At 72.1% G+C, this 21,808-nt stretch carries 16 protein-coding genes; 12 read left to right on the top strand and 4 right to left on the bottom strand.

Annotated features, from left to right (window positions below; genetic code table 11):
- Positions 1-136: 136 nt before the first annotated feature.
- Together O7632_RS11635 and O7632_RS11630 are read right to left on the bottom strand one after the other, a co-directional pair.
- Entirely contained in the window at positions 137-823 is a 687-nt protein-coding gene (locus O7632_RS11635; RefSeq protein WP_278113939.1) for a hypothetical protein, read from the bottom strand.
- A complete protein-coding gene (locus O7632_RS11630; protein WP_278113937.1) occupies positions 820-1,458 on the bottom strand; it encodes a hypothetical protein in 639 nt (212 codons plus the stop codon). Before O7632_RS11630 ends, O7632_RS11635 begins: the two co-directional genes overlap by 4 nt.
- A 103-nt stretch (positions 1,459-1,561) precedes the next feature.
- Here O7632_RS11630 and O7632_RS11625 point away from each other — a divergent pair, with 103 nt between their 5' ends.
- The 12 genes from O7632_RS11625 to O7632_RS11570 all read left to right on the top strand — a co-directional run bounded on the left by O7632_RS11625 (position 1,562) and on the right by O7632_RS11570 (position 19,654).
- Positions 1,562-1,708, top strand: coding sequence for a hypothetical protein (locus O7632_RS11625; protein WP_278113935.1), 147 nt, complete (start codon positions 1,562-1,564; stop codon positions 1,706-1,708).
- 77 nt (positions 1,709-1,785) lie between these two features.
- Positions 1,786-2,124, top strand: coding sequence for a hypothetical protein (locus tag O7632_RS11620; protein ID WP_278119985.1), 339 nt, complete (start codon positions 1,786-1,788; stop codon positions 2,122-2,124).
- A gap of 34 nt (positions 2,125-2,158) precedes the next feature.
- Entirely contained in the window at positions 2,159-2,563 is a 405-nt protein-coding gene (locus O7632_RS11615; RefSeq protein ID WP_278113934.1) for a hypothetical protein, read from the top strand.
- The gene (locus tag O7632_RS11610; protein ID WP_278113932.1) at positions 2,560-3,084 is read left to right on the top strand and encodes a DUF6036 family nucleotidyltransferase; all 525 of its coding nucleotides are present in this window, start codon (positions 2,560-2,562) and stop codon (positions 3,082-3,084) included. Before O7632_RS11615 ends, O7632_RS11610 begins: the two co-directional genes overlap by 4 nt.
- Before the next feature lie 82 nt (positions 3,085-3,166).
- Complete coding sequence (locus O7632_RS11605; RefSeq protein ID WP_278113930.1) at positions 3,167-3,289, top strand: hypothetical protein; 123 nt, start codon at positions 3,167-3,169, stop codon at positions 3,287-3,289.
- Between the two features lie 75 nt (positions 3,290-3,364).
- On the top strand, positions 3,365-3,838 hold the full coding sequence (locus O7632_RS11600) for a hypothetical protein (RefSeq protein WP_278113928.1): 474 nt from the start codon (positions 3,365-3,367) through the stop codon (positions 3,836-3,838).
- A 95-nt stretch (positions 3,839-3,933) separates the two neighbouring features.
- A complete protein-coding gene (locus tag O7632_RS11595; RefSeq protein WP_278113926.1) occupies positions 3,934-15,435 on the top strand; it encodes a non-ribosomal peptide synthetase in 11,502 nt (3,833 codons plus the stop codon).
- A gap of 149 nt (positions 15,436-15,584) precedes the next feature.
- A complete protein-coding gene (locus O7632_RS11590; RefSeq protein WP_278113924.1) occupies positions 15,585-16,055 on the top strand; it encodes an Rrf2 family transcriptional regulator in 471 nt (156 codons plus the stop codon).
- Positions 16,052-17,122 (top strand): ABC transporter substrate-binding protein, encoded by a 1,071-nt coding sequence (locus O7632_RS11585; RefSeq protein ID WP_278113922.1) that lies wholly within the window; start codon positions 16,052-16,054, stop codon positions 17,120-17,122. Before O7632_RS11590 ends, O7632_RS11585 begins: the two co-directional genes overlap by 4 nt.
- A complete protein-coding gene (locus O7632_RS11580) occupies positions 17,122-17,916 on the top strand; it encodes an ABC transporter ATP-binding protein (protein WP_278113920.1) in 795 nt (264 codons plus the stop codon). The genes O7632_RS11585 and O7632_RS11580 overlap by 1 nt, the downstream gene beginning before the upstream one ends.
- Positions 17,906-18,814: an ABC transporter permease gene (locus O7632_RS11575; RefSeq protein WP_278113903.1), complete on the top strand. Its 909-nt coding sequence runs from the start codon at positions 17,906-17,908 to the stop codon at positions 18,812-18,814. The genes O7632_RS11580 and O7632_RS11575 overlap by 11 nt, the downstream gene beginning before the upstream one ends.
- A 36-nt stretch (positions 18,815-18,850) precedes the next feature.
- Complete coding sequence (locus O7632_RS11570; RefSeq protein WP_278113901.1) at positions 18,851-19,654, top strand: sulfite exporter TauE/SafE family protein; 804 nt, start codon at positions 18,851-18,853, stop codon at positions 19,652-19,654.
- A gap of 20 nt (positions 19,655-19,674) precedes the next feature.
- On the opposite strand, the gene ssuE is transcribed toward O7632_RS11570, so the two are convergent.
- Both ssuE and O7632_RS11560 read right to left on the bottom strand, forming a co-directional pair.
- Complete coding sequence (gene ssuE, locus O7632_RS11565) at positions 19,675-20,235, bottom strand: NADPH-dependent FMN reductase (RefSeq protein ID WP_278113899.1); 561 nt, start codon at positions 20,233-20,235, stop codon at positions 19,675-19,677.
- A gap of 16 nt (positions 20,236-20,251) precedes the next feature.
- Positions 20,252-21,520: an SfnB family sulfur acquisition oxidoreductase gene (locus O7632_RS11560; protein WP_278113897.1), complete on the bottom strand. Its 1,269-nt coding sequence runs from the start codon at positions 21,518-21,520 to the stop codon at positions 20,252-20,254.
- Positions 21,521-21,808: the final 288 nt, after the last annotated feature.

The raw sequence follows: 21,808 nt of genomic DNA, 5'->3' as shown, positions 1-21,808 counted from the left end.
AGGTTCGGATACGTCCACATGGCACACAACTGGGTCGCCGGGTAGAACACTTAAGACTGTCGCAGCACGACACAGATGGTCGCGTTAAACTTCATGACCAACCGGATGAACCGGCGCAGGTCACAACATGATCAACCTACAGGTTCGAGAGGTACGCCTTCAGGCTCTTGACTGCTTGGTGAGTCAGGACGGCGGCTTCCTCGACGTTGGCGCGGGACAGCTCCGACCAGGTGTAGATCTCCTGCGTACGGTCCGGTCGCCCACCGGCGAGCAATTGTGCCACGCCGAGCTGACTCCCCCGCATCGCGTTCGCGACGTTCGCCAGCTTCACCTGCTGCGTCTCAATCTCGTCCAGCAGCCGACGCAGCTGTTGAAGGTAGGAGGCGGTGCCTCTGCCGCCCCCACCGCCGCCGCCCCGGCTGGCCGGACCGCCGATGGTGATCGTACGGTCGCCGCCGCCCCGGCTCCGGTGGCCGGGATAGCGGCGGCGGACGCTGCTCAACGGTCTTGCTCCACCGCCACCACCGGAGCCGCCCGGATCATCGCGATCGCCTGCTCGCGCCTCGCGTCGCCGATCCAACACCGTGTTGACGAATCCCTTGCCAACCGCACCGATGGCGTGGCCGAGGATGGCACCCGCGATGGCGACCGGCGCGGGCGGAAGCCCCCATCTCGCTGCGGCGAGCCCGAGCAGCGCACCCAGCCCAGCACCGAGCTGCTGGACCAGTGTCCCGCTACCTTCCTTGGCAACCTCATGCCCCAGCTGGCGCGAAAACGGCTGCTCGGTCTTTACCCTTCGCCGTACCTGCCGGCTGCTTCTCATGCTGCGACGATGGGGTCGAGAAAGGCACAGGTTGTTGCGATCAGCATCGGCAAGTTGGCCGCAAAGTCACGAGCGATGTCCTCCGGGTTGAGACCGAGCGTCTCCTCACCTTCGGCTGCTTCCTCCGACTCGTCGGCGAAGTCGACGCAGGCGTCCCACAGGTTCGGGTGTAGACAGGCAAAGGACCAGAGACCGTAAATTTCGGCTGGTAGGGCGACGAGGGGTTGGTCGGCGATGCCGATGCGGTGCTGGTGGGGGGCGTCCGGGGTGGAGCCGAGGCCCTGGGCCAGCGGCAGCAGCTTGTGCCGGCTGAACACCGGCCGCAGGTCGCCGGCCGGGTCGAACTCGACCAGCAGACCCCGACCGATCAGGTCGTCGACGTACCGGGCGGCCTGCGGCTCCGGCTTCGGCGCGGTCTCCAGCATGCGTACCAGCGACTCCCGGTCGACCAACAGCTTGGCGTGCCGGTCCGGGTAGAGGAACGCCGCCGCCCACACCGCAGCCTCGGTCTCGGTCAACTCGACGAGATCGTCACCGAGATGCACCTCGTAGCACTCCGGCGTCGGGTCGGGCGGGCGCACGTAGCGGTAGCGCGGACCCATGCTTAACCCGGCGGGGACGATCACAGTCGACATACCGCCCAGTCTCCCAGCCGCAGCCAAGCCGATGTGCGCCAGCGTCTGGCGGCCGAGAAAACGGCGTACCGGATGGCAAGCTTCCTGCGTCAGGATGCCACACATGGACGACATGAGCATCGACGGACTGGCGCCGGTCACGGTGGTGCGCAACGGCGAGATACGCGCAGCGGGACGGCGACTCGACGACGTCGTCGTCTACGACTGGGGCTTCCAGCTCAACGGACGGCACCACGAGCAGCGCAGCTAAGTCCTGCTCGATGACGGGTTCCAGATCAACCAGCCGGTGAGCTTCCCGCGGCGCAGCAGGGGTGGTGGTACTGCGACCTGGTACGGGTGTCAGGCACCGACACCGAGATCGTCGTCGACGACCTATGGATCGATGTCATCGTCGGACCGCCCGACCATCCCTACCGAGTGCTCGACCTCGACGAGTACGCCGCAGCGGCCAGAGATGGCGCGTTGACGCCGGCCGAGGCGACCGACGGGCTCGTCCGTACCCAACGCTTCCTCGACCGCCGGCTGAACCGACGCCACGAGACCCTGCGCACCTGGCCCGACTTCCCGCCGGAGACCGTCACCAGGCTCGCCGCCCTGCGTTTCGACCGCAGCTGGACCCGTAGCACTTCGCCACGTCATGCTCCTCGACGAAGTCCCGCGCCCTGAGGCGGCGTGCAGCGCGGCGTCGTAAGCTCTGAGTGTGACGCTCTGGACCGCAGCAGATGCCGCCCGCAATGCCGCCGCCGAGCTGGCAAGCGGCGGCGGTCCTCAGCATGCCTTCCGCTGTCTCCTTCAGCTCCTTGACGACTACCAGCGAGCACTGTCCACGGATGGTTTTGCCGCTGGAGCGACGCTGTTCGCAACGGCGCCACCCGAAACTGGCGACGTTCGGGTAGACGCCGCTCTCGCTGGATTGGCCGAACATCTCGCCCGCCGGGATGGCTGGCGGCCACCGGCCTGGGCCTTCGACCAGAAGCGGTACGCAAAGCCCTGGTGGTTCGTATCGGGACTTAAGTCCTGGCATGCCACCGCAATCGTCGAGTCACCACTGGCATTCCGCAAGCGCGGTGTGTTCATCACAGAATCGGCGTTAGTGCGAGTATGAGCCTTCTCGATCGCAGCCAGATTCTGCATCTGTTCAACGAGCTCTCCACAGAGCTGCGCAACCAGGGCATCCGCGCGGAGGTCTTCCTGGTCGGTGGTGCGGCGATGGCTCTCGCCTACGACGCTCGCCGGGCGACCCGGGACATCGATGCCATCTTCGCCCCGAAGACCGGAGTGCACCTGGCGGCCGCTGCTGTGGCAGCCAGAAACGATCTTCCCGACGACTGGCTCAACGATGCCGTCAAAGGGTTCCTCCCTGGATCGGATCCACAAGCACGCCAGGTGTTCGAAAACGACTCCCTTCGCGTCGACGTCGCCTCACCTGAGTATCTCCTCGCCATGAAACTCCTGGCAGCAAGAGAACAGGACATTGACGACATAGCCATCTTGTATCGGCTTTGCGGGTTCACTACAACGGCGCAAGGACTTGACCTGGTCGAGTCCGTGTATCCAGGACGACCGATCGCCCCCAAGGTTCAATTCATGCTTGAGGAGCTGTTCCCGGATCCAGCCGAACAGTAGCGACGACCACTACCGGCCAGCCCACCGCGTTCCGGCCGACCAGACCAGGTGAGGTGTCGACCGGCTCGGCTAGGGTCCGGCCGTGCCGATCACGGACGGTCCGAACGGCGAGAAATACCTTCTCGATGTGCTGATCGGAGCCGCCGACGCCGTCCGCGAATGCGAGGGTGAACTGCTCGAACACAACGACAGTAGGCTGGTGTGATTTCGGCCAGTGATCTTTGGAACCAGTGAACGAAAATCGCGGGAGGCGAGCCAACAGCGTCAGGAGGCACGACAAGTGAGCGGAGCGGGAAGCGGTTGGCAGGCGTACCCGAGGGCCGTCGACGACCACGTGGACCTGCCGCCGGTCGGGCCCGGCCGTGTCGTCGGCGTCGGCGCCATCTGCGATCTCCGGCCCCAGCGGGCCGATGCGGCCGACACGCAGGGCTTCTCCGTCGGCGAGTTCGTCATGCTCGACGACGGTCGGCGAGTGTTGCTGCACCAGGACCGTGGCTTCACACTCGGCCGCCGGTCGGCGGGCGACACGCCTGCAGATGCCGACCCCGTCGACGAGGCCCGGGAAAGCGTCACCCGGTCCGTGTTGACGGTCGTGCTTTCCGACGACGAAGAGTTCGCCGAGGAGCACCCCTGGTCGTGGTTGGCTGACCTCGCACGCTCCCGTGGTCTGGACGTGAGCGCCGACGACCTGCGTGCACTGCCGTACGAGGTGATCCTCACCGACGAAGTGACCCGCTGGCTCGCACACGGCTGACGCGCGGCGGCGGCGCACATCCGGCACCCGGGATCCGCCGCGTTCCGGCTGGCCGGACCAGCTGGGGTGTTGGCCGGCTCGGCTAGGGTCTGGCCGTGCTGATCACGGACGGGCCGAACGGCGAGAAACACCTGCTCGATGTGCTGATCGGAGCCGCCGATGCCGCCCCCGACCAGACGATCACGCACGTACGCGGGGACGGTGCCGAACGCGTCGTCACCCACCGGCAGCTGCGTGACGAGGCACTGCGGGTCGCCGGTGGGCTGCGGGACGCCGGGATCGCGGCCGGCACCCCGATGATCCTGCTGGCGGATGCCGGCGACGACTTCCAGCCGATGTTCTGGGGCGCGTTGGCGGCCGGGCTGGTGCCCGTACCGCTGCCGGCGGAACCGACCCGGGTGGCCGGCGTACGTGACCTGCTCGGCGGCGTACCGGTGATCGTCGACGACGCCTGCGCCTCGGTCGCGCAGACGGCCGACGCACCGGCGCTGCACATCGCCGGCCTACGCACAGGGCCGACCCGGCACCGGCTGCCGACACCCGACCCCGACGGACCCGCGTTCCTGCAGTTCTCCTCCGGCAGCACCGGCACCCCGCGCGGCGTCGAGCTGCGGCACCGCAACGTGCTGGCCAACCTCCGACAAATCGGCCAGGCCGCCGCTCTGACCGCCGACGACGTCTCGGTCAGCTGGATGCCGTACTTCCACGACATGGGGCTGATCGGCACCCACCTGGCGCCGCTGGCGGCCCGGCTGCGGCAGGTGCGGATCGGTCCGCTGACGTTCGCGAAACGGCCGCTGCTGTGGTTCAGCGCCGCGCATCGGCACCGGGCCACGCTGCTGTCGGCGGCCAACTTCGCCTTGGCGCTGGCCGTGCGGCGGGTGCCGGCCGACGCCCTGGCCGGGCTGGACCTGAGCGCCGTACGGCTGATGATGGTCGGCGCGGAGCCGATCTCGCCGGTGGTGTGGCGGGCGTTCGTCGAGCGGACCCGGCCCGCCGGGCTCGACCCGGCCGCCCTGCAACCGGTGTACGGGCTGGCCGAGGCGACCCTCGCCGTCACCGTCCCGCCGCTGGGCGAAACCGCCGTACCGGTACGGCTGGACCGGGCGGCCCTCGCGGCCGGCACGGTGCGACCGGCCGCCGAGGGCGACGCGGACGCGGTGGAGTTCATGGACGTCGGTCCGCCGGTGCCCGGCTGCCAGGTGCGCATCGTCGACGACACCGGCCGCGCCGCCGGTCACGGCCGGGTCGGCCGGATCGAGGTACGCGGCCCGAACGTGGCCGCCGGCTACCACGGTGACCCGGCGGCCACCGCCGAGGTGTTCGTCGACGGCTGGCTGCGTACCGGTGATCTGGGGTTCTTGCGCGACGGCCGGCTCTGCGTGACCGGCCGGGCCAAGGACGTCGTCTTCGTCAACGGCCGTACCTTCCACGCCGCCGACTTGGAGGAGGTCGTCGCCGGCACGGCCGGGCTGCCGGCGGGGCGGGTCGCGGTGATCGGCTGCACCGACCACGACCGTGGTGCCGAGCGGATCGTGGTGTTCGTGCAGTGGGCCAACGCCACAGCGCCGCTGGCCGACGCCGCTGCGGTGCTGGCGCGGGTGGCGGCCCGGATCGTGGCGGCGACCGGCCACGACCAGGTACGGGTGCTGCCGGTGCCGGCCGGGGCGTTCCCCCGCACCACCAGCGGCAAGCTGCGCCGGCCCCGGCTGCGCCAGCGGTACGCCGCCGGTGACTTCGCCGCCGTCGAACAGCGGTGGGCGGCAGCGACTCCGCCGACGCCGACGATCGCACCGACGATGAGCACGGTGGCCGGCGGCGGGAGCCGCGCCGAGGTGGAGCGGGTCGTACGGGCGGTGTGGGCGCGGGTGCTGCGCCGGCCCGCCGACCAGATCGGCGTCCACGACCGGTTCAGCACGCTGGGCGGTTCGTCGCTGCAGGCGATGGAGGTGCTGGCCGGACTGGAGGACGCGTTCGGCCGCGAACTCGACCCGGCCGAGCTGCGGGAACGGGCGACGGTGGCGGCACTGGCCGACCATCTGCTCACCCCGGTGAAGGGAAATGCAGAGCTGGCCCAGCCGGCGGGCGGAGTGGCTGACGGGCCAACCGCCGAGGTGGCGACCCGTCCGACGGACGGGGTGGCGGTCGTCGGGTTGGCCTGCCGGTTCCCCGGTGCGGACAGCCCGGACGAGTTCTGGCGGCAGCTGCTCGCCGGCCGCGACAGTGTCGGCGAGGTCCCGCCGCAACGGTGGCAGCCGGACGGCGACACCGACACCGCCCGCTGGGGGGCGTTCCTCGACGACCCGGCCGGCTTCGACGCCGGCTTCTTCGGCATGTCCGACACCGACGCCGACCTCACCGACCCGCACGCCCGGATCTTCCTGGAGTTGGCGCACGAGGCGCTGGAACGCGCCGGGTACGCCGGGCCACGCCGGCACGGCCGCCGGGTCGGGGTGTTCGCGGCGGTCGGCGAAAGCGGCTACACCGAACTGCTGCGTACCCGGCCCGACGCAGGCATGCACCCGGCCGCGCTGGTCGGCAACCTGCGCAACCTGATCCCGGCCCGCGTCGCGCAGGCCCTCGACCTGACCGGGCCGGCGATCGCGGTCGACACCGCCTGCTCGTCGGCGCTGGTCGCGCTGCACATGGCGGTGCGCAGCCTGCGGGATCGCGAATGCGACCTGGCGGTGGTCGGCGGGGTCAACCTCAACCTGACGCCGACCGGGCACCGGCTGCTCGACGCCGCCGGGGCGCTGTCGGCCACCGGCCGGTGCCGGGTCTTCGCCGCCGACGCCGACGGGTTCGTGCCCGGCGAGGGCGGGGCCGCGCTGGTCCTGGCCCGCGCCGACGACGCCCGCGCCGCCGGGGACGAGCTGCTTGCCCTGGTACGCGGGACCGCCGTCAACAACGACGGCCGGTCGTTGAGTCTGCTGGCCCCGAACCCGCTGCGCCAACGGGAGGTGATCGCCCAGGCGTACCGGGACAGCGTCGTCGCCCCGGCCATGGTGTCCTACGTGGAGGCGCACGGGACGGGTACGGAACTCGGCGACCCGGTGGAGATTCGGTCGCTGGCGTACGCCTTCCCGCCCCGCCCGGACGGCCGGTCCCGGCTGCTCGGCTCGGTCAAGTCGAACCTCGGTCACCTGCTCAACGCCGCCGGGATGCCGGCCCTGGTCAAGGTGATCCTGGCGCTGCGGCACCGCCAGCTGCCGCCGTCGCTGCACGTCGACACCCCGTCGCCCCGGCTGGACCTGGCCGCCGCCGGGTTCGAGGTGGTCACCAAGGTAACCGACTGGGACCGGGCCGACGACGACGCTCCGCTGACCGCCGGGGTCGACGCGTTCGGGTTCGGCGGCACCAACGCGCACGTGATCCTGCAGGAAGCCGCCCCGGCACCAGCAGCGCAGCGGGCCGCCCCGGCAGCGGAGCAGACCGCCGAGGCGGCCAGCGCCAGGCCGTACCTGGTGACCTGTTCGGCGGCGACCGAGGCCGCGTTGCGGCAGTCGCTGCGGGATCTCGCCGCCCATCTCGACGCGAGTCCGGAGCTGGATCCCGGCGACGTCTGCGCCACTGTGAACACCGCCCGCGACGATCGGCCGCACCGGGTCGCCGTCGTCGCCGACAGCACCGCCGGGCTGGCCGCCGCGTTGGCCGCCGCCGCGTCCGGCCTGGTCACCGAGGTGGTACGCCGGCCGCGTACCGCTGTGGTCACGTCAACCGACGGCGGTACCGGGCCGACAGTGGCCGTCCGCCGGCGGCTGGCCGACTGGGGGGTGGTGCCCGACGCCGTCATCGGCGACGACGCCGACCAGCTGCGGGCACTGCTCGACCAGGGCTACGACGTGCTGCTCGGCACCGACGCGCGCCAGCTGACCCGGGCGGTACGCGACGCGTCACCGGAGGCGGCCGACCAGGTCGAGGTGCTGTCGTTGCCGCCGGACGGCGACACTGGTGGGCTGACCAGGCTGGTCGGGGCGTTGTGGCAGCGTGGGGTCACGGTGGACCGGGTCCGACCATCCGGTGGTCGTCGGCGGGTCGCCGTGCCGACGTACCCGTACCAGCGGCGTCGACACTGGCTGCCCGAGACCACAAGGGACGAGCTGGTCCACCAGGTGAGCTGGTCGCCGCTGCCGGTGCCGGCCGGCCGGGCCCCCGCCTCGGTGCACCTGACCGGTCCTGGTGCGGTGCTCGGCCGCCCGCTGCCCGACGGGCTGCACGACCGGCTGGCCGCCGCCGGGATCGAGCGTGCCACCGGGATCGGTGACGCCGAGCTCGTCGTCTATCTGGCCGGCGGCGACCCATTCGACATCGACGGCGGCGTGGCCGGGCTCGACGCGGCCGTCGACGCCACGCTGCACGGCGTGACCGGGCTGGTCGCCGCGCTGCCCGAACGCGGGTTCCGGCTGCTGGTCGTCACCTGCGACGCGGTCTGCACCGGGGCGGCCGGTGAACGGCCGGACCCGGTGCAGAGCCTGGTCACCGGGCTGGCGGCGGCGCTCGCCGACGAACAGCCCGACAGCATGGTGTCCGGAATGGACTTGTCAGCGGCCGACGACGTACCGGCCCGAATCGACGCGCTGGTCGCCGAACTGGCGGCTGTCGGGGCGCAGCCAGACCTGGCGGAGTCGCGGCTGGTGGCGTGGCGGGCCGGGCAGCGGCTGGGCCGGCGACTCGTCGCGGCCGAACCGACCGTTGAGGACCCGACGGACCAGGTCGACGCGGACGGCGTACAGCTGATTGTCGGTGGCACCGGCGGCGTCGGCGGCGCACTCGCCGCGGACCTGGCCGGGCGCGGACACCGCCGGATCGTGCTGGCCGGCCGCGCCGCCGCCGCGCCGGACGGGCTGGTCGACCGGCTGCGGGACCTCGGCGCGCAGGTCGACTACCGCCGCTGTGACATCACCGACCCCGCCGACGTCGACGCGTTGATCGCCGGGCTGCCCGACCTAGCCGGGGTGTTCCACGCCGCCGGCGTGGTCCGGCCGGGCCCGCTGCGATCGCGGTCCGTGGCGCAGCTGCGGGCCGTGCTGGCCCCGAAGGTACGCGGCGGTCACCTGCTGGTCCGGGCACTGCGCCGGTACGGCCGACGCCCGGCGAACGTGGTGGCGTTCACCTCGGTCAGCGCGCTGCTGCCCGGACTCGCCGGGGCGGTCGGTGACTACGCCGCCGCCAACGCCTTCCTGGACACGTACGCCGCTGTCGAGCGGGCCGCCGGCCGGCCGCTGCGTACCGTCGGGTTCTCCGCCCTGGCCGACGCGGGGATGGCCGCCGATGCGGGGCTAGCGGCGCGACTGGCCGCCCGGGGCCTGCCGGCGTTGCCGTTCGACGACGCCCTGCCGGCGCTGCGGTCTGCACTGCGCCGACCTGCCGCCCACCTGGTCGTCGCCCGGCTGACCACCGCGTCCGTGGCTCCGACGGCCGCCGCGAGCGCGCCTTTGGCGGCCGTCGCACCAGGAAACGCGAGGACCGCACCGGCCGGTGGCGTGGGTCGGCCGACGCACACTCCCGACGAGATCAGGCAGGTGCTGCGGCGGCTGCTCGCCGACGCGCTGGACTGCGATCCGGCACGGATCGACGACGACACGTCGTTTCTCTCCCTCGGCCTGGACTCGCTCACCGCCATCGACCTGGTCAAGACCCTCGAAGGCGAACTCGGCCAGCCGCTGCCGACCATGCTGCTGTTCGAGCACGGCACCATCGCGGCGCTCGTCGACCGGCTCGCGGATCCGGGTCCGCCACCGCAGCCGTCTGCGGTTACGCCGCCGGCCGACGGCGACGCGGACCTGTTCGCGTTGTCCGGGGTGCAGCGGGCGTTCCACACCCTGCACCGGCTCTACCCGCAGGTGGCCGCGTACGGGTTCGTCCGGCACGCCGTCGGCGGGCCGCTCGACGCCGAGCTGCTCGGCCAAGCCCTTGATCAGCTGACGCACCGGCACCCGATGCTGCGGATGCGGTGGACCGACGGCGACGGCGTGACGCCGCCCCGCCAGCTGATCGGCCCGCCGACGCCGCTCGCCGACTGGTACGAGATCCACGACGACGCCGTCCACGACGACAGCGACGATGCCGGTGACGTCGACGCGCTGACGGAACGGCTGTGCAACGAGCCGATCGATTTGACCTGCCGGCCGCCGCTGCGCGCCGCTCTGATCCGCACCGGTCCCGCCGACGCCCAGCTGCTGCTGGTGCTGCACCACGCCGCCGGGGACGGTGCCAGCCTCAGTGTGCTCAGCGAGGAACTGTGGCAGGTGTACGGGGCGCTGGCCGCCGGCCGCGTACCGCAGTTGCCGCCGGTGCCGACGACGTTCCGCGACCACCTGGCCGTCGCCGCCCCGGCGTCTGCGGAGGACCTGGCCTTCTGGCGGGAGACCCTGGCGTCGTGGCCGGCCGGGCTGCGGCTGCCGTGGCGTGACCCGGCCGCACCGCCCACACCCCCGTACGCCGCCTATCAGGTCAGCGTGGACCCGCCGACGGTGGCCGCGTTGACCCAGGTGGCCGCCGCCGCGCAGGTGTCGCTGTTCCACCTGCTGCTCGCCGGGTACGCCCGGTGCCTGGCCCGCACGAGCGGGCAGCGCACCGTCACCGTGGCGGTGGCCCGCGCCGGCCGTGACGCCCGGCTGCCCGGCGTCGACCGGGTCGTCGGACCGTTCGCCGACACCCTGCCGGTGACGGTCCACGTCGACCCGGCCGAACCGGCGGTCGACCTCGCGCACCGGGTCTTGGCCGCCTGGCTGGTCGCGCAGCGGCACGGCACGGTCGACGCGGTCGACCTGGCGCGGGCGACGCCGCGACCCGACGACCCGGCTGGCGTCCACGACGTCGACGTCGGCGGCGGCGGCGGCCGGCCGGTCACCGCGAGCCCGGCCGGTTTCAGCTTCGCCCGTTTCCCGATCAGGTCCGACGCCGACCTTCCGGTACCGGTGGCCGCCGGCACCGCGTCGGCCGGCACCCGGCTGGGGCTGCTCTGCTGGCAGGACGGCGAGCGGTTACGGTTCGCCTGGAACCATCCGGTGGCGGCGCTGGACCGGGCCACGGTCGCCGGGATGGCCGCCGATTTCCTCGCCGAACTGGCCGAACTGGCTGTGCTGGCCGAACTCGCCGCGCCCGCGTCGGCCGAGCCGGCCGCCATTGCGAAACCGTCCATCGTGGAGATGATGGGGCAGGTGTGCCGCCGACACGCCGACGCCGTCGCGGTCGAGTCCGGCGCGGTACGGATGACGTACCGACAGTTGGACGCCGCCGCCGACCGGGTGGCCGCCGCGTTGCGCCACCACGGCGTACGCGCCGGTGACCTGGTCGGGTTGCTCGCCGCGCGGGGCCCGGCTGGCGTCGCCGCCGTCGTCGGGGTGCTGCGCGCCGGGGCCGGCTGGGTGCCGCTCGATGTCACCCACCCGGCGGCCCGCCACCGCGACCAGCTACGGCGCGGCGGCGCACGGGTGCTGCTGCACGACGCGGAGTCCACGGCGCTGGTCGACGCGCCGGACGGGCCGAACGGGCTGGTGACGGTCGACCTAGGCCCGATCATCGCCGCCGAGACCACCGACGAGCCGGCGGCGCCCGACGCGGCGGTTCCCGACCCGGACGGTACGGCGTACGTCATTTTCACCTCCGGGTCGACCGGCCGACCCAAAGGTGTGCCGGTCAGTCACCGGTCGATGGCGAACTACCTGCGGTGGGCGGTCGACACGTTCGGCTACCACAGTGGTGACCGGCTGGCGCAGACCTCGTCGTGGTGCTTCGACGCCTCGGTCCGGCAGCTACTGGCACCGCTGCTGGTCGGGGCGACGACCGTCATCCTGGAGCAGCGACTGCTGCGCGACCCCGACGAGGTGCTGCGCCGGGTCGAACAGGACCGGATCACGGTGTGGAGTTCGGTGCCGACCTTGTGGAGCCAGCTGTTGGCGGCGGCGCGGCGGCGTACCGCCTCGGGTGGGCGACCGGACCTGTCGGCGCTGCGCTGGATCCACGTCGGCGGCGAGGCCCTGCCCCCCGGGCAGGTACGGAGCTGGTTCGACCTGTTCGGCCCCGGACACCGGATCACCAACCTGTACGGGCCGACCGAGGCGACCATCAACGCCGCCTGGTTCATGATCGACCGACGGCCCGCCGACGGCCTGCGGCGGGTGCCGATCGGCCGGCCGGTGGCCGGCGCGGCCCTGGCCGTCGTCGACGCCGACGGGCGGCCCTGCCCGCCGGGTGAGCCCGGCGAGCTGCAGATCGCCGGGCCCGGGTTGACCAGCGGCTACCTGGACGATCCGGAGCAGACCGCAGCGGCGTTCGTCCAGCGCGACGGCCGGCGCTGGTATCGCAGCGGCGACCGGGTCCGCGTCGGACCCACCGGTGACCTGGAGTTCCTCGGTCGGCTCGACGACCAGGTGAAGCTGCACGGCCACCGGATCGAGCCGGCGGAGATCGAAGCGGCGTTGAGCGGCCATCCGGCGGTCGGCGGTGCGGCGGTGCTGTACCAGGCGACGCCGTACCCCCGGCTGGTCGCGTTCGTGCAACCGACCGGGGACGCTGCGGACGACCCGGTGGCGACGGCCGCCGCGCTGCGCCGGCATCTCGCGGACCGGCTGCCGCCGCAGTGGGTGCCGGCCCGGATCCGACCGGTACGGGCGCTGCCGCTGACCGCCACCGGCAAAGTGGACCGGCGTCTGCTGGCCGGGCTGCTCGACGAAGAGCCACCATCTACTGAGGATGAAGTGCCGGCGGACGGTGGACGGCGGCGGCTCCCGGAGGCGGGCGCGGAGCCGCCGCTCACCGACACCGAGCGGCAGGTGGCGCAGGTGTGGCAGGCGGTGCTCGGGGTGCCGGCCGTCGGCCGCGACGACGACTTCTTCGCCCTCGGCGGCGACTCGATCGTGGCGATCGAGGTCTTCGCCCGGCTGCGGGAGCAGTTCCCGGCCGCGCCCGGCCCGGCAGTGATCTACGACCACCGGACCCTGGCCGGGCTGTCGGCGGCGCTCGACATCGCAGCGCCGGAGGTCGACGCAACACCGGAAGTCGAAGCGACGCCGGCACCGGCGGCGGCAGTCCCGGCACCGGTCGACGCCCCCTACGATCCACGGCCGTACCCACTGTCCCCGGCGCAGCGCGGCTTCCTGCTCGCCGAGGCGGCCGCGCCGGGCAGCAGTTCGACCTGGCTGGCCCGGCTGCGGCTGTCGGGTCGGCTGGACCGGCAGCGGTTCCAGCGGGCCGTCGACATCGTCGTGGCGCGGCATCCGATGCTGCGTACGGTGTTCCCCGCCGGGGCACGGCCGCCGGTGCAGCAGGAGTTGCCGGCGACGCTGCGGCTGCCCGTGCGGTTCGAATCCGTCGCCTCGGCCGGTCAGGTCGCCGAGATCGTGGCCCGGGAACGGCAGCGGTCGGTGGAGCCGTGGGCCTGGCCGTTACTGCGGTTGCTGGTGCTGACGCTCGCTCCCGACGAGCACGTCCTGGTGGTGCACGCGCACCATCTGATCGGCGACGGCTACAGCGCCGCGCTGCTCGGGCGGGAACTGCTGTCATTGCACGCGCATCCGGCGGTCGACACGGCACCGCCGCCCCGGACCACGTTTCGCGACTACGTCGACTGGCTGCACCGGCGGATGCCCGATCCGGAGGCGCGACGCTGGTGGCGGGAGCGGTTCGGGTCGCCGTACCGGCCGCCGACGCTGCGTGTTCCCGTCGCCGCCGACACGGGTGGCGGTGGGGGTGCGGGTGGCGTTGCCGCCGGGCACGACCGGGCCCGCACGGGTGGGTTCACCCTGGACGGTACGGTCACCGCCGGGCTGCGCCGGCTGGCCGCGGCGGCGGGCACCACCGGGTACGCGCCGATTCTCACCGCGTACCGCCGAGGGTTGGCCCGGCTGACCGGCCAGGGTGACCTGGTGATCGGGCTGACCGTGACCGGCCGCGACCACCCGTTGCCGGATCTGCACCGACTGTTCGGCCCGTGCGCGGTGCTGCTGCCGCTGCGACTCACCGACGCCGAGACGTTCGGCGACGACCTGGCGCGGGTGGCCGCCGAGGTCGCCGCCACCCGCCGGTACGGATCCGACAGTGCGCGGGCCGGCACCGACGGCGGGGCGTCCGCCGACGCTTCCGGGGCGTCCGCGCTGCTGACCGGGGCGTCCGCGCTGCTCGGTGCCCAGTTCATCTTCAGCTCGTTGGACTTCACCGGGCTCGGGCCGGCGGCCACCGGCGAGTTGACCATCGAGCCGGACGAGACCGACAGCGAGCTGGAGCCGCCGCCGGTCGGCACCGATGTCCTGCTCACCGTCCGGCCGGTGGGTGACGGGCTGCGCGTCGCCGTACGAGCCGCGCCGGCGGCGATGGACACCGACCGCTTCGCCGACTTCGTCACCGCGATCGGAGCCGACCTGGTCGCCGCAGCTGGCGGCACCGGCCGAACGGACGCCGGCCGGATCGCCGACGCGACCGCGACCGGCCGGGCCGCGACGGTGGCCGCAACGGTGGCCGCCGTGCTGGACGCGGCGATCGTCGGCTACCTGCCGGCACCGGCGCAGCTGGCGGCGCTGGCCGGCATGCCGGCGGCCGAACTGCCCCGAGAGCACCTCCGCGAGCTGCTGTTTCCGACCGGGGCACCCCGGTTGTTGGAGGAGCTGGTCACCCCGCTCGGCCGGTCCGGGTTCGTCTGCCTGCCGGTGTTCGCCGACGAACTCGGCCCCGGCCTGGCGTCGACGACCGCCGACGCGGTCCGGTTGGCGACGCGGGCGGGTGCCCGGTGCGTGTCGTTGGCCGGCATGCTGCCGTCGGTCACCGGCTACGGCTTCGACGTGGTCCGGCGGGTCGACCCGGCGGTACGGGTGACGACCGGGCACGCGGCCACCGCCACCTCGGTGGTGCTGACCACGCTCGCCGCGCTGACGGCCGCCGGCCGTGACCTGACCGCCGGTCCGTTGGCCGTCGTCGGTCTGGGGTCGATCGGCCGGTCTGCGGTGGAGTTGTTGCTGCGCCATGGTGGGCCGCACCCGCCCCGGATCGTGTTGGCGGACCTGCCGGCGAGCCGGCGGCGGCTGGCCGACTATCCGGATCGGATCCGCCGGTTGGGGTTCCGTGGCGAGCTGGTCTGGGCCGACTCGATCTCCGCTGGCGGTGCGGCATCGACCGCCGCGCCGGAGGTGTACGCGGCGGCGACGATCGTGGCGGCGGTGAGCGCCTCGTCGGAGATCGTCGACGTCGGCCGGCTGCGGCCGGGTACGGTGCTGGTCGACGACTCGTTCCCGTACTGCGTCGACCCGGACGCGGCGCTGGACCGGATGCGCCGCGACGGCGACGTGCTGGTGGTCGGTGGTGGCCTGCTCTCCTGCGGTACGGTGCGCCGGCTGCTGCCGGCCGGGTTGCCGCCGGTGGCGGTGGCCGGGTACGCCGCCCGGGGCGGGCTGCCGGACGCGGTGGCGTCTTGCCAGGTGGAGTCGTTGCTGCAGGCGGCTCGACCGGACCTGCCGCTGGTGCACGGTCTGGTGGGGACGGAACTGGCGGCGGCGTACTGGTCGGCGGCGCGGGCGGCGGGGATCGTCGCGGCGCCACTGCACCTGGCTGGTACGGCCGTCGCGGGCCTGGTCGCCGGGCGGCTGCCGGTACCGGCGCGCTGAGCCGCCGGCCGGGGCCCGACAAAGCCGAAAGGCGACCACGTCTCACTATTTGAACACCGATTGACCGCGTATGGACGCCTGCTCGATTATTCCTATCAGTCCGATAGGACACATGGGGTTAGCGGGCCAACGTCGACGGAAGGACTCCGATGTTCGTCTCCGCACGCAGCGACTACGCACTCCGGGCGATGCTCTCGATCGCCGCCGAACCGAGCAACCTGGTGAAAGCATCGACCCTGGCCGAACAGCAGGGCCTGCCGATGAGCTTCCTCCAAGGAATACTGCTCGACCTGCGCCGAACCGGCCTGCTGCACAGCCACCGCGGCGGTCTGGGCGGCTACCAGCTCACCCGGCCGGCGACCGAGATCACCGTCGGCGAGGTGCTGCGGGCGCTGACCGGCAGCCTCACCACGGTCCGCGGACTGCCCGCGACGGCGGCGACCTACGCCGGTGCCGCGACGGGCCTGCGGGAGGTCTGGATCGCCGTCAACGAGGCGATCGAGGGAGTCGTCGACGACATCAGTCTGGCCGATCTGCTGTCCCAAGGCACTCGCGGCACCCCGCCTATAAAACCAAAAGTCGATCAAATTAATAGACAACCTCTCGGAGGACGACGATGAGCTCACGCATCCGACAGCTGGCCACCACCACGGCCATCGCGCTGCTAGCCGGCGCCACGCTGGCGGCGTGCGGCGGGGACGATGGGCCGGCACAGGACGCCAGCGGCGGCGACCAGGCCACCACCCTGCGGCTCGGCTACTTCCCCAACATCACCCACGCACCCGCCCTGGTCGGGGTGGAGAACGGCATCTTCGCGGAGAACCTCGGCGACGTGACACTGGAGACCACCACCTTCAACGCCGGCCCGTCGGCGATCGAGGCGCTGTTCTCCGGTGCGATCGACGCCACCTACATCGGCCCCAACCCGGCGATCACCGGCTGGGCCCAGTCACAAGGCGAAGCGCTGCAGATCATCTCCGGAGTCACCAGTGGCGGTGCCGCACTGGTGGTCAAGCCGGAGATCACCTCAGTGGCGGACCTGCGGGGCAAGAAGATCGCCACCCCGCAGCTGGGCAACACCCAGGACGTCGCGCTGCGGCACTGGCTCAAGGAGCAGGGGTACGCCACGGACACCTCCGGCGGCGGCGACGTCTCCGTGGTGCCGACCGCGAACTCGGAGGTCGTCGCCGCGTACACCAGCGGCGCGATCGACGGCGCCTGGCTGCCCGAACCCCACCTGAGCCGGCTGATCATCGAACACGGCGCCACGGTGCTCGTCGACGAACGCGACGAATGGCCCGGCGGCGAGTTCGTCACCACCCACCTGATCGTCAGCAAGGAGTTCCTGGCGGCCGACCCGGACGTCGTACGCGACCTGCTGAGGGGCCATCTCGCGGCGCTGGACTATCTGGCGACCGAGCCCGAGGCGGCCGCGACCACCGCCAACGACCACCTCGAAGCGCTCACCGGCAACCGGCTGACCGACGAGATCCTCGCCGCCTCGATGGACAACCTCACCTTCACCGTCGACCCGATCGCGTCGTCGCTGTACGGCAGCGCCGAGCACGCCCAGGACGCCGGCCTGCTCGACCCGGTCGACCTCACCGGCATCTACCAGCTCGACCTGCTCAACGACCTGCTTACCGCCGCCGGCAAGCCGACGGTCGACGGAGAGGCCGCAGGCTGATGAGCAGTGCCGACGTGGCGACTGCCGTCGAACGACCGGACGGCCGCAGCGACGCGGCCGTCCGGCTCGACGACGTACGCAAGATCTACGGGCGCGGCGCTTCGGCGCTGCTGGCCCTCGACGGAGTGTCGTTGACCGTCGACCAGGGCGAGTTCGTCTGCCTGCTCGGCGCCTCCGGATGCGGCAAGAGCACCCTGTTGTCGCTGGTCGCCGGCCTCGACGAGATCACCGCCGGCACCATCGACACCAGTGATCACCGGGTGGCGATGATGTTCCAGGAATCCGCCCTGTTCCCCTGGTTGACAGTGGCCCGCAACGTCGAGATCGCGTTGCGGCTACGCGGTGTCGGCCGCCGGGAGCGACGGGAACGGGCCGCCGCCCTGCTGGACACGGTCCGGCTCGGTGGGTTCGGGCACAAGCGACCACACGAACTCTCCGGCGGGATGCGACAACGGGTCGCGCTCGCCCGGGCCCTCGCCCAGGACGCCGACGTGTTGCTGATGGACGAACCGTTCGGCGCGCTCGACGCGATGACCCGCGACGTGCTGCACGACGAGCTGGAGCGAATCTGGCGGGAACGGAATCTCACCGTGCTGTTCGTGACCCACAACGTCCGGGAGGCCGTCCGACTCGGCGACCGGGTGATCCTGCTCAGCAGCCGACCCGGCCGGATCATCGAGGAGTTCCCGGTGGACCAGGCCCGACCCCGACGGATCGATTCGCCCGAGGTGGCGAGCCTGTCCGCCGCGATCACCGACCGGCTGCGGACGGAGGTGTCCCGGCATGCCCGCTGAGACCCGTACCGCCCTCGACGAGACGACGTCCACGACCGGCGACAACAGCGGGGCCCAGGTGCGCGGGCTCGACCAACTGGAACTCGGCCCGGCCCGGCGACGTGGCCGGCCGGTGGAGTTGGCCGGTGGACTGTGGCGGTCGATGTGGCCGAAGCTACTGGCGATCGCGCTCGTGCTGGCCGCCTGGCAGCTGGTCTTCCTGTCTGGCTGGCGGCCACCGTACGCGCTTCCGGCCCCGGCCACGGTGCTGCAGGACCTGACCCGGTTGATGTCCACACCCGACTTCACCCGGGCGGTGGGCATCACGCTGCAACGGGCGCTGGTCGGCTTCGCGGTGGCGGTGGCTATCGGCACCGTGGTGGGCATCGCCGTCGCCCGGTTCGCGCCGCTGCGGGCGGCGATCGGTTCACTGATCACCGGGCTGCAGACGATGCCCTCGATCGTCTGGTTCCCGTTCGCGATCCTGCTGTTCCAGATCAGCGAGACGACCATCCTGTTCGTGGTGGTACTCGGCGCCGCGCCCTCGGTGGCCAACGGTCTGATCAGCGGCATCGACTACGTGCCCCGGACCTGGCTGCGGGTCGGCAAGACCCTGGGCATGCGTGGTCTGGTGCTCTACCGGCATCTGATCCTGCCCGCCTCGCTGCCGTCGTTCGTGTCCGGGCTCAAGCAGGGCTGGGCGTTCGCCTGGCGCAGCCTGATGGCCGGCGAGCTGCTGGTCATCGTGGCCGGTCAGGGGTCGATCGGTTCACTGATGCAGGGTGCCCGCGAGTTCAACAACGCACCACGGCTGCTCGCCTGGATCATCGTGATCCTGGTGATCGGCATCCTGGTGGACATCGCCTTCAACGCGGTCGACAACGCGCTGCGGCGTCGTTGGGGCCTGACCCAGTCCTGACCCAGTCCTGACCCGGACCTTGATCAGCGACCGCCCATGACCGATCCGTGGATCCTGACGGCCGCCGTCGGCGCCGGAGCGCTGGCGGCGGCCCTGGGCACCCCGACCGGAGTCTCCGGCGGGCTGCTGCTACTTCCGGTACTGCTCACCGCGTTCGGGTTGCCGCCGACCGTGGCGAGCGCCACCAACCTGCTGTTCAACATCGTCTCCACACCGGCCGGGATCGCCCGGCACGTCCGCCAGCACAGCCTGGACCGGCGACTGGCGCTGCTGCTGGCCGGCACCGCCGCACCGGCGGCCGTGGCCGGCGCGCTGGCGAACGTCTTCTGGCTCGGCGACTCGCCGATCTTCCGATACCTGGTCGCCGGGCTGCTGGTCGCCGTCGGGGCGAGCCTGCTGCTGCCCCGGCCACGCGGTGCCCGGTCGGCCCGGCAACTGGCCGGGCCGGCGGTGACCGCCAGCATGGTGGTGACCACCGTGCTGGTGGTCACCGGGCTGGCCAGCGGCGCGCTCGGCGGCTTCTACGGCCTCGGCGGGGCGGTGCTGGCCGCCCCGGCGGCGCTGCTGGTCACCGGCTGGCCGACCAGCCGGGTCGCCGGGGCGGCACTGCTCACCACGTTGACGGTGTCGGTCACCGGGCTGGCCACGTACGCCGTCGCCGACCTCGCCGGGGCAACCCGGGTGCAGACACCGCACTGGCCGATCGGGCTGGCGCTCGGTGCCGGCGGACTGGTCGGGTCATGGCTGGCCGTACGGTTCGCACCCCGGGTGCCGGACCGGCTGCTACGGACCGGCCTGGCGGCGCTGGTCGTCCTCGGCGCGCTGCGGCTGGCCGGGTGAAGCGCGCGCGACGACGTTCGTCAGGAGGCGAGCAGGATCGGCAGCGGCCCTCGGCGGTCCAAGGCGGCGAGAAAGCCGTCGACGACCTCGTCCAAACGGGCCCGAGCCGCCGGTTCGACCCGCACACCGCCGGCGACCACCGGACCCAGCGCCTGCTCAGGCAGGAAGTAGCCGGCGACGATGTGGTCGGCACCCATCGACGACAGCACCGGCCGCAGTGCGTAGTCCAACGCCAGCACATGCGCGAGCGTGCCGCCGGTGGCCAGCGGCAGCACCACCTTGCCGGCGAGGGCGAACTGCGGCAACAGGTCCAGCAGTGACTTCAGCACACCGCTGTACGCCGCTTTGTACACCGGGGTGGCGATCACCAGTCCGTCGGCGGCGGCCACCTGGGCGGCCGCCGCGCGGATCGCCGGATGGTTCGGGTCGGCCCCGAACAGCGCTTCCGGGGGCAGGTCACGTACCGACAGCAGCCGTACCTGGTGTCCGGCGTCGGTCACCGTGGCGGACACCAGGTCCAGCACGGCGGCGGTACGGGAGGTGGCGGAGGGCGATCCGGAGATGGTCAGGATGGTGAACATGGTGCTCCTCGGCGGATCAGATCAGCCCGTGTCGGGGTGGGCGGGTGCCGTTGAGGTCGTACCGTCCGATGTGCTGCAACTTCCAGCGGACCGGGTCGTGGAGGGTGTGGGTGCGGGCGTTGCGCCAGTGCCGGTGCAGATTGAGCGGGTCGAGGCTGGACCGCGTACCGCCGAGTTCGAACAAGGCGCTGGTCACGTCGATGGCGGCGTTGTCAGCGACGGCCTTGGCGACGGCTACCGCGATCGACGCGGCGGCGGCGCTGTCGTCGGTGAGCTCGGCACGGGCAGCGTCGATCGCCCGGCCGGCCTCGGCGAGCAGCGCCTCGGCCGACCTGACCTGTACGGCCAGTTCGCCGAAACGTTGGATGAGCAACGGATCGTCCGCTGCCCGGTCGACGCCGCTCTCGGCCCACGGCCGGGTCTTCGTCCGAACGAACTCGCCGGTCTCGTCGAGCGCGGCACGCGCGATCCCGGCGTCGATGGCGGTGTGGATGAGCTGGGCGTACGCCCCGTGCAGTTGCGGACCGGTGAAGGTCAGGTGGTGTGGCACGACCCGGTCGGCGGGCACCCGCACCCGGTCGAGTTCGACGGTGCCACTGGCGGTGGTCCGCTGGCCCATGCCGTTCCAGTCGTCGCGGACAGTCAACCCGGGTGCCCCTGCCGGCACGTAGGCGACGTACAACTGCTCGTCGTCGCCTCGGGCGAGGACCGGGATCCAGTCGGCGTACAGCGCTCCGGTGCTGTAGTGCTTGACTCCGGTCAGCAGGTAGCCGTCGCCGTCTGCGGTGAGCCGGGTGCGGTAGTCCTGGACGTGCCGGGTGCCGGCCTCGGACTGGGCGTTGCCGAAGCGTCGCCCGGCGAGGATCTCGGCGAAGAAGAACCGTTGCTGCTGTTCGGTGCCCTGCTGGCGAAGCACGTTGACGTAGACGAAGTGGCTCGCCGGGATCTGGGCGATGTTCGGGTCGCCGGTGGCGAGCAGCCGCACCACCTCGGCGAACGTCTGTGCGCTGACGTCCGCTCCCCCGTACGCCGCCGGGACGGTGATGCCGAGCAGACCGCTGGCGGAGAGGCGGGTGAGCTCGGCGACCGGTGGCCGGCGCTGCGCGTCACGCTGCGCCGCGCCGACGGAGAACTCGGCGGCGAGTTCGCGGGCCACCGACACCGCCTCGGCGTCGTCGCCGATGAGCGCGGTGTCGGGAAGGGCGGACGGACCGATGTGGGCAGGCGCTGATCGAGCGGCGGGGAGTTCGCTGCTTCGTGGTGCGTCGTTGGTGATGCGGGACATGGAATCTCCTGATCGGGCAGCTCAGCAGCGTGTCGCCACTATACCTATAACGCCGGTAGGCAATATAGGTTGTGGCGCCGGCCACAATCAGCGCCGCCCCACCGCGACCGGGCATCGATGGAAGCGCCCGCACGTTCCTAACCTTCCGATAGAGAAATCAAGACCGCAGGACGACCAACTCTCGCAGATTCCCACATTTCGGTACGGGCTTGGATGGACAGCGTCCGCTGCGCCAGCATGAGGGCATGGCACACCAGGGCATCACGCTGACCTCCCGCCCGGTGATCG

The organism is Solwaraspora sp. WMMD406 (assembly GCF_029626025.1).
In the GTDB taxonomy this organism is placed as follows: Bacteria; Actinomycetota; Actinomycetes; order Mycobacteriales; family Micromonosporaceae; genus Micromonospora_E.
Note: the sequence above shows the minus strand (reverse complement) of the source record. Positions and strands in the feature narration are given on the sequence as shown.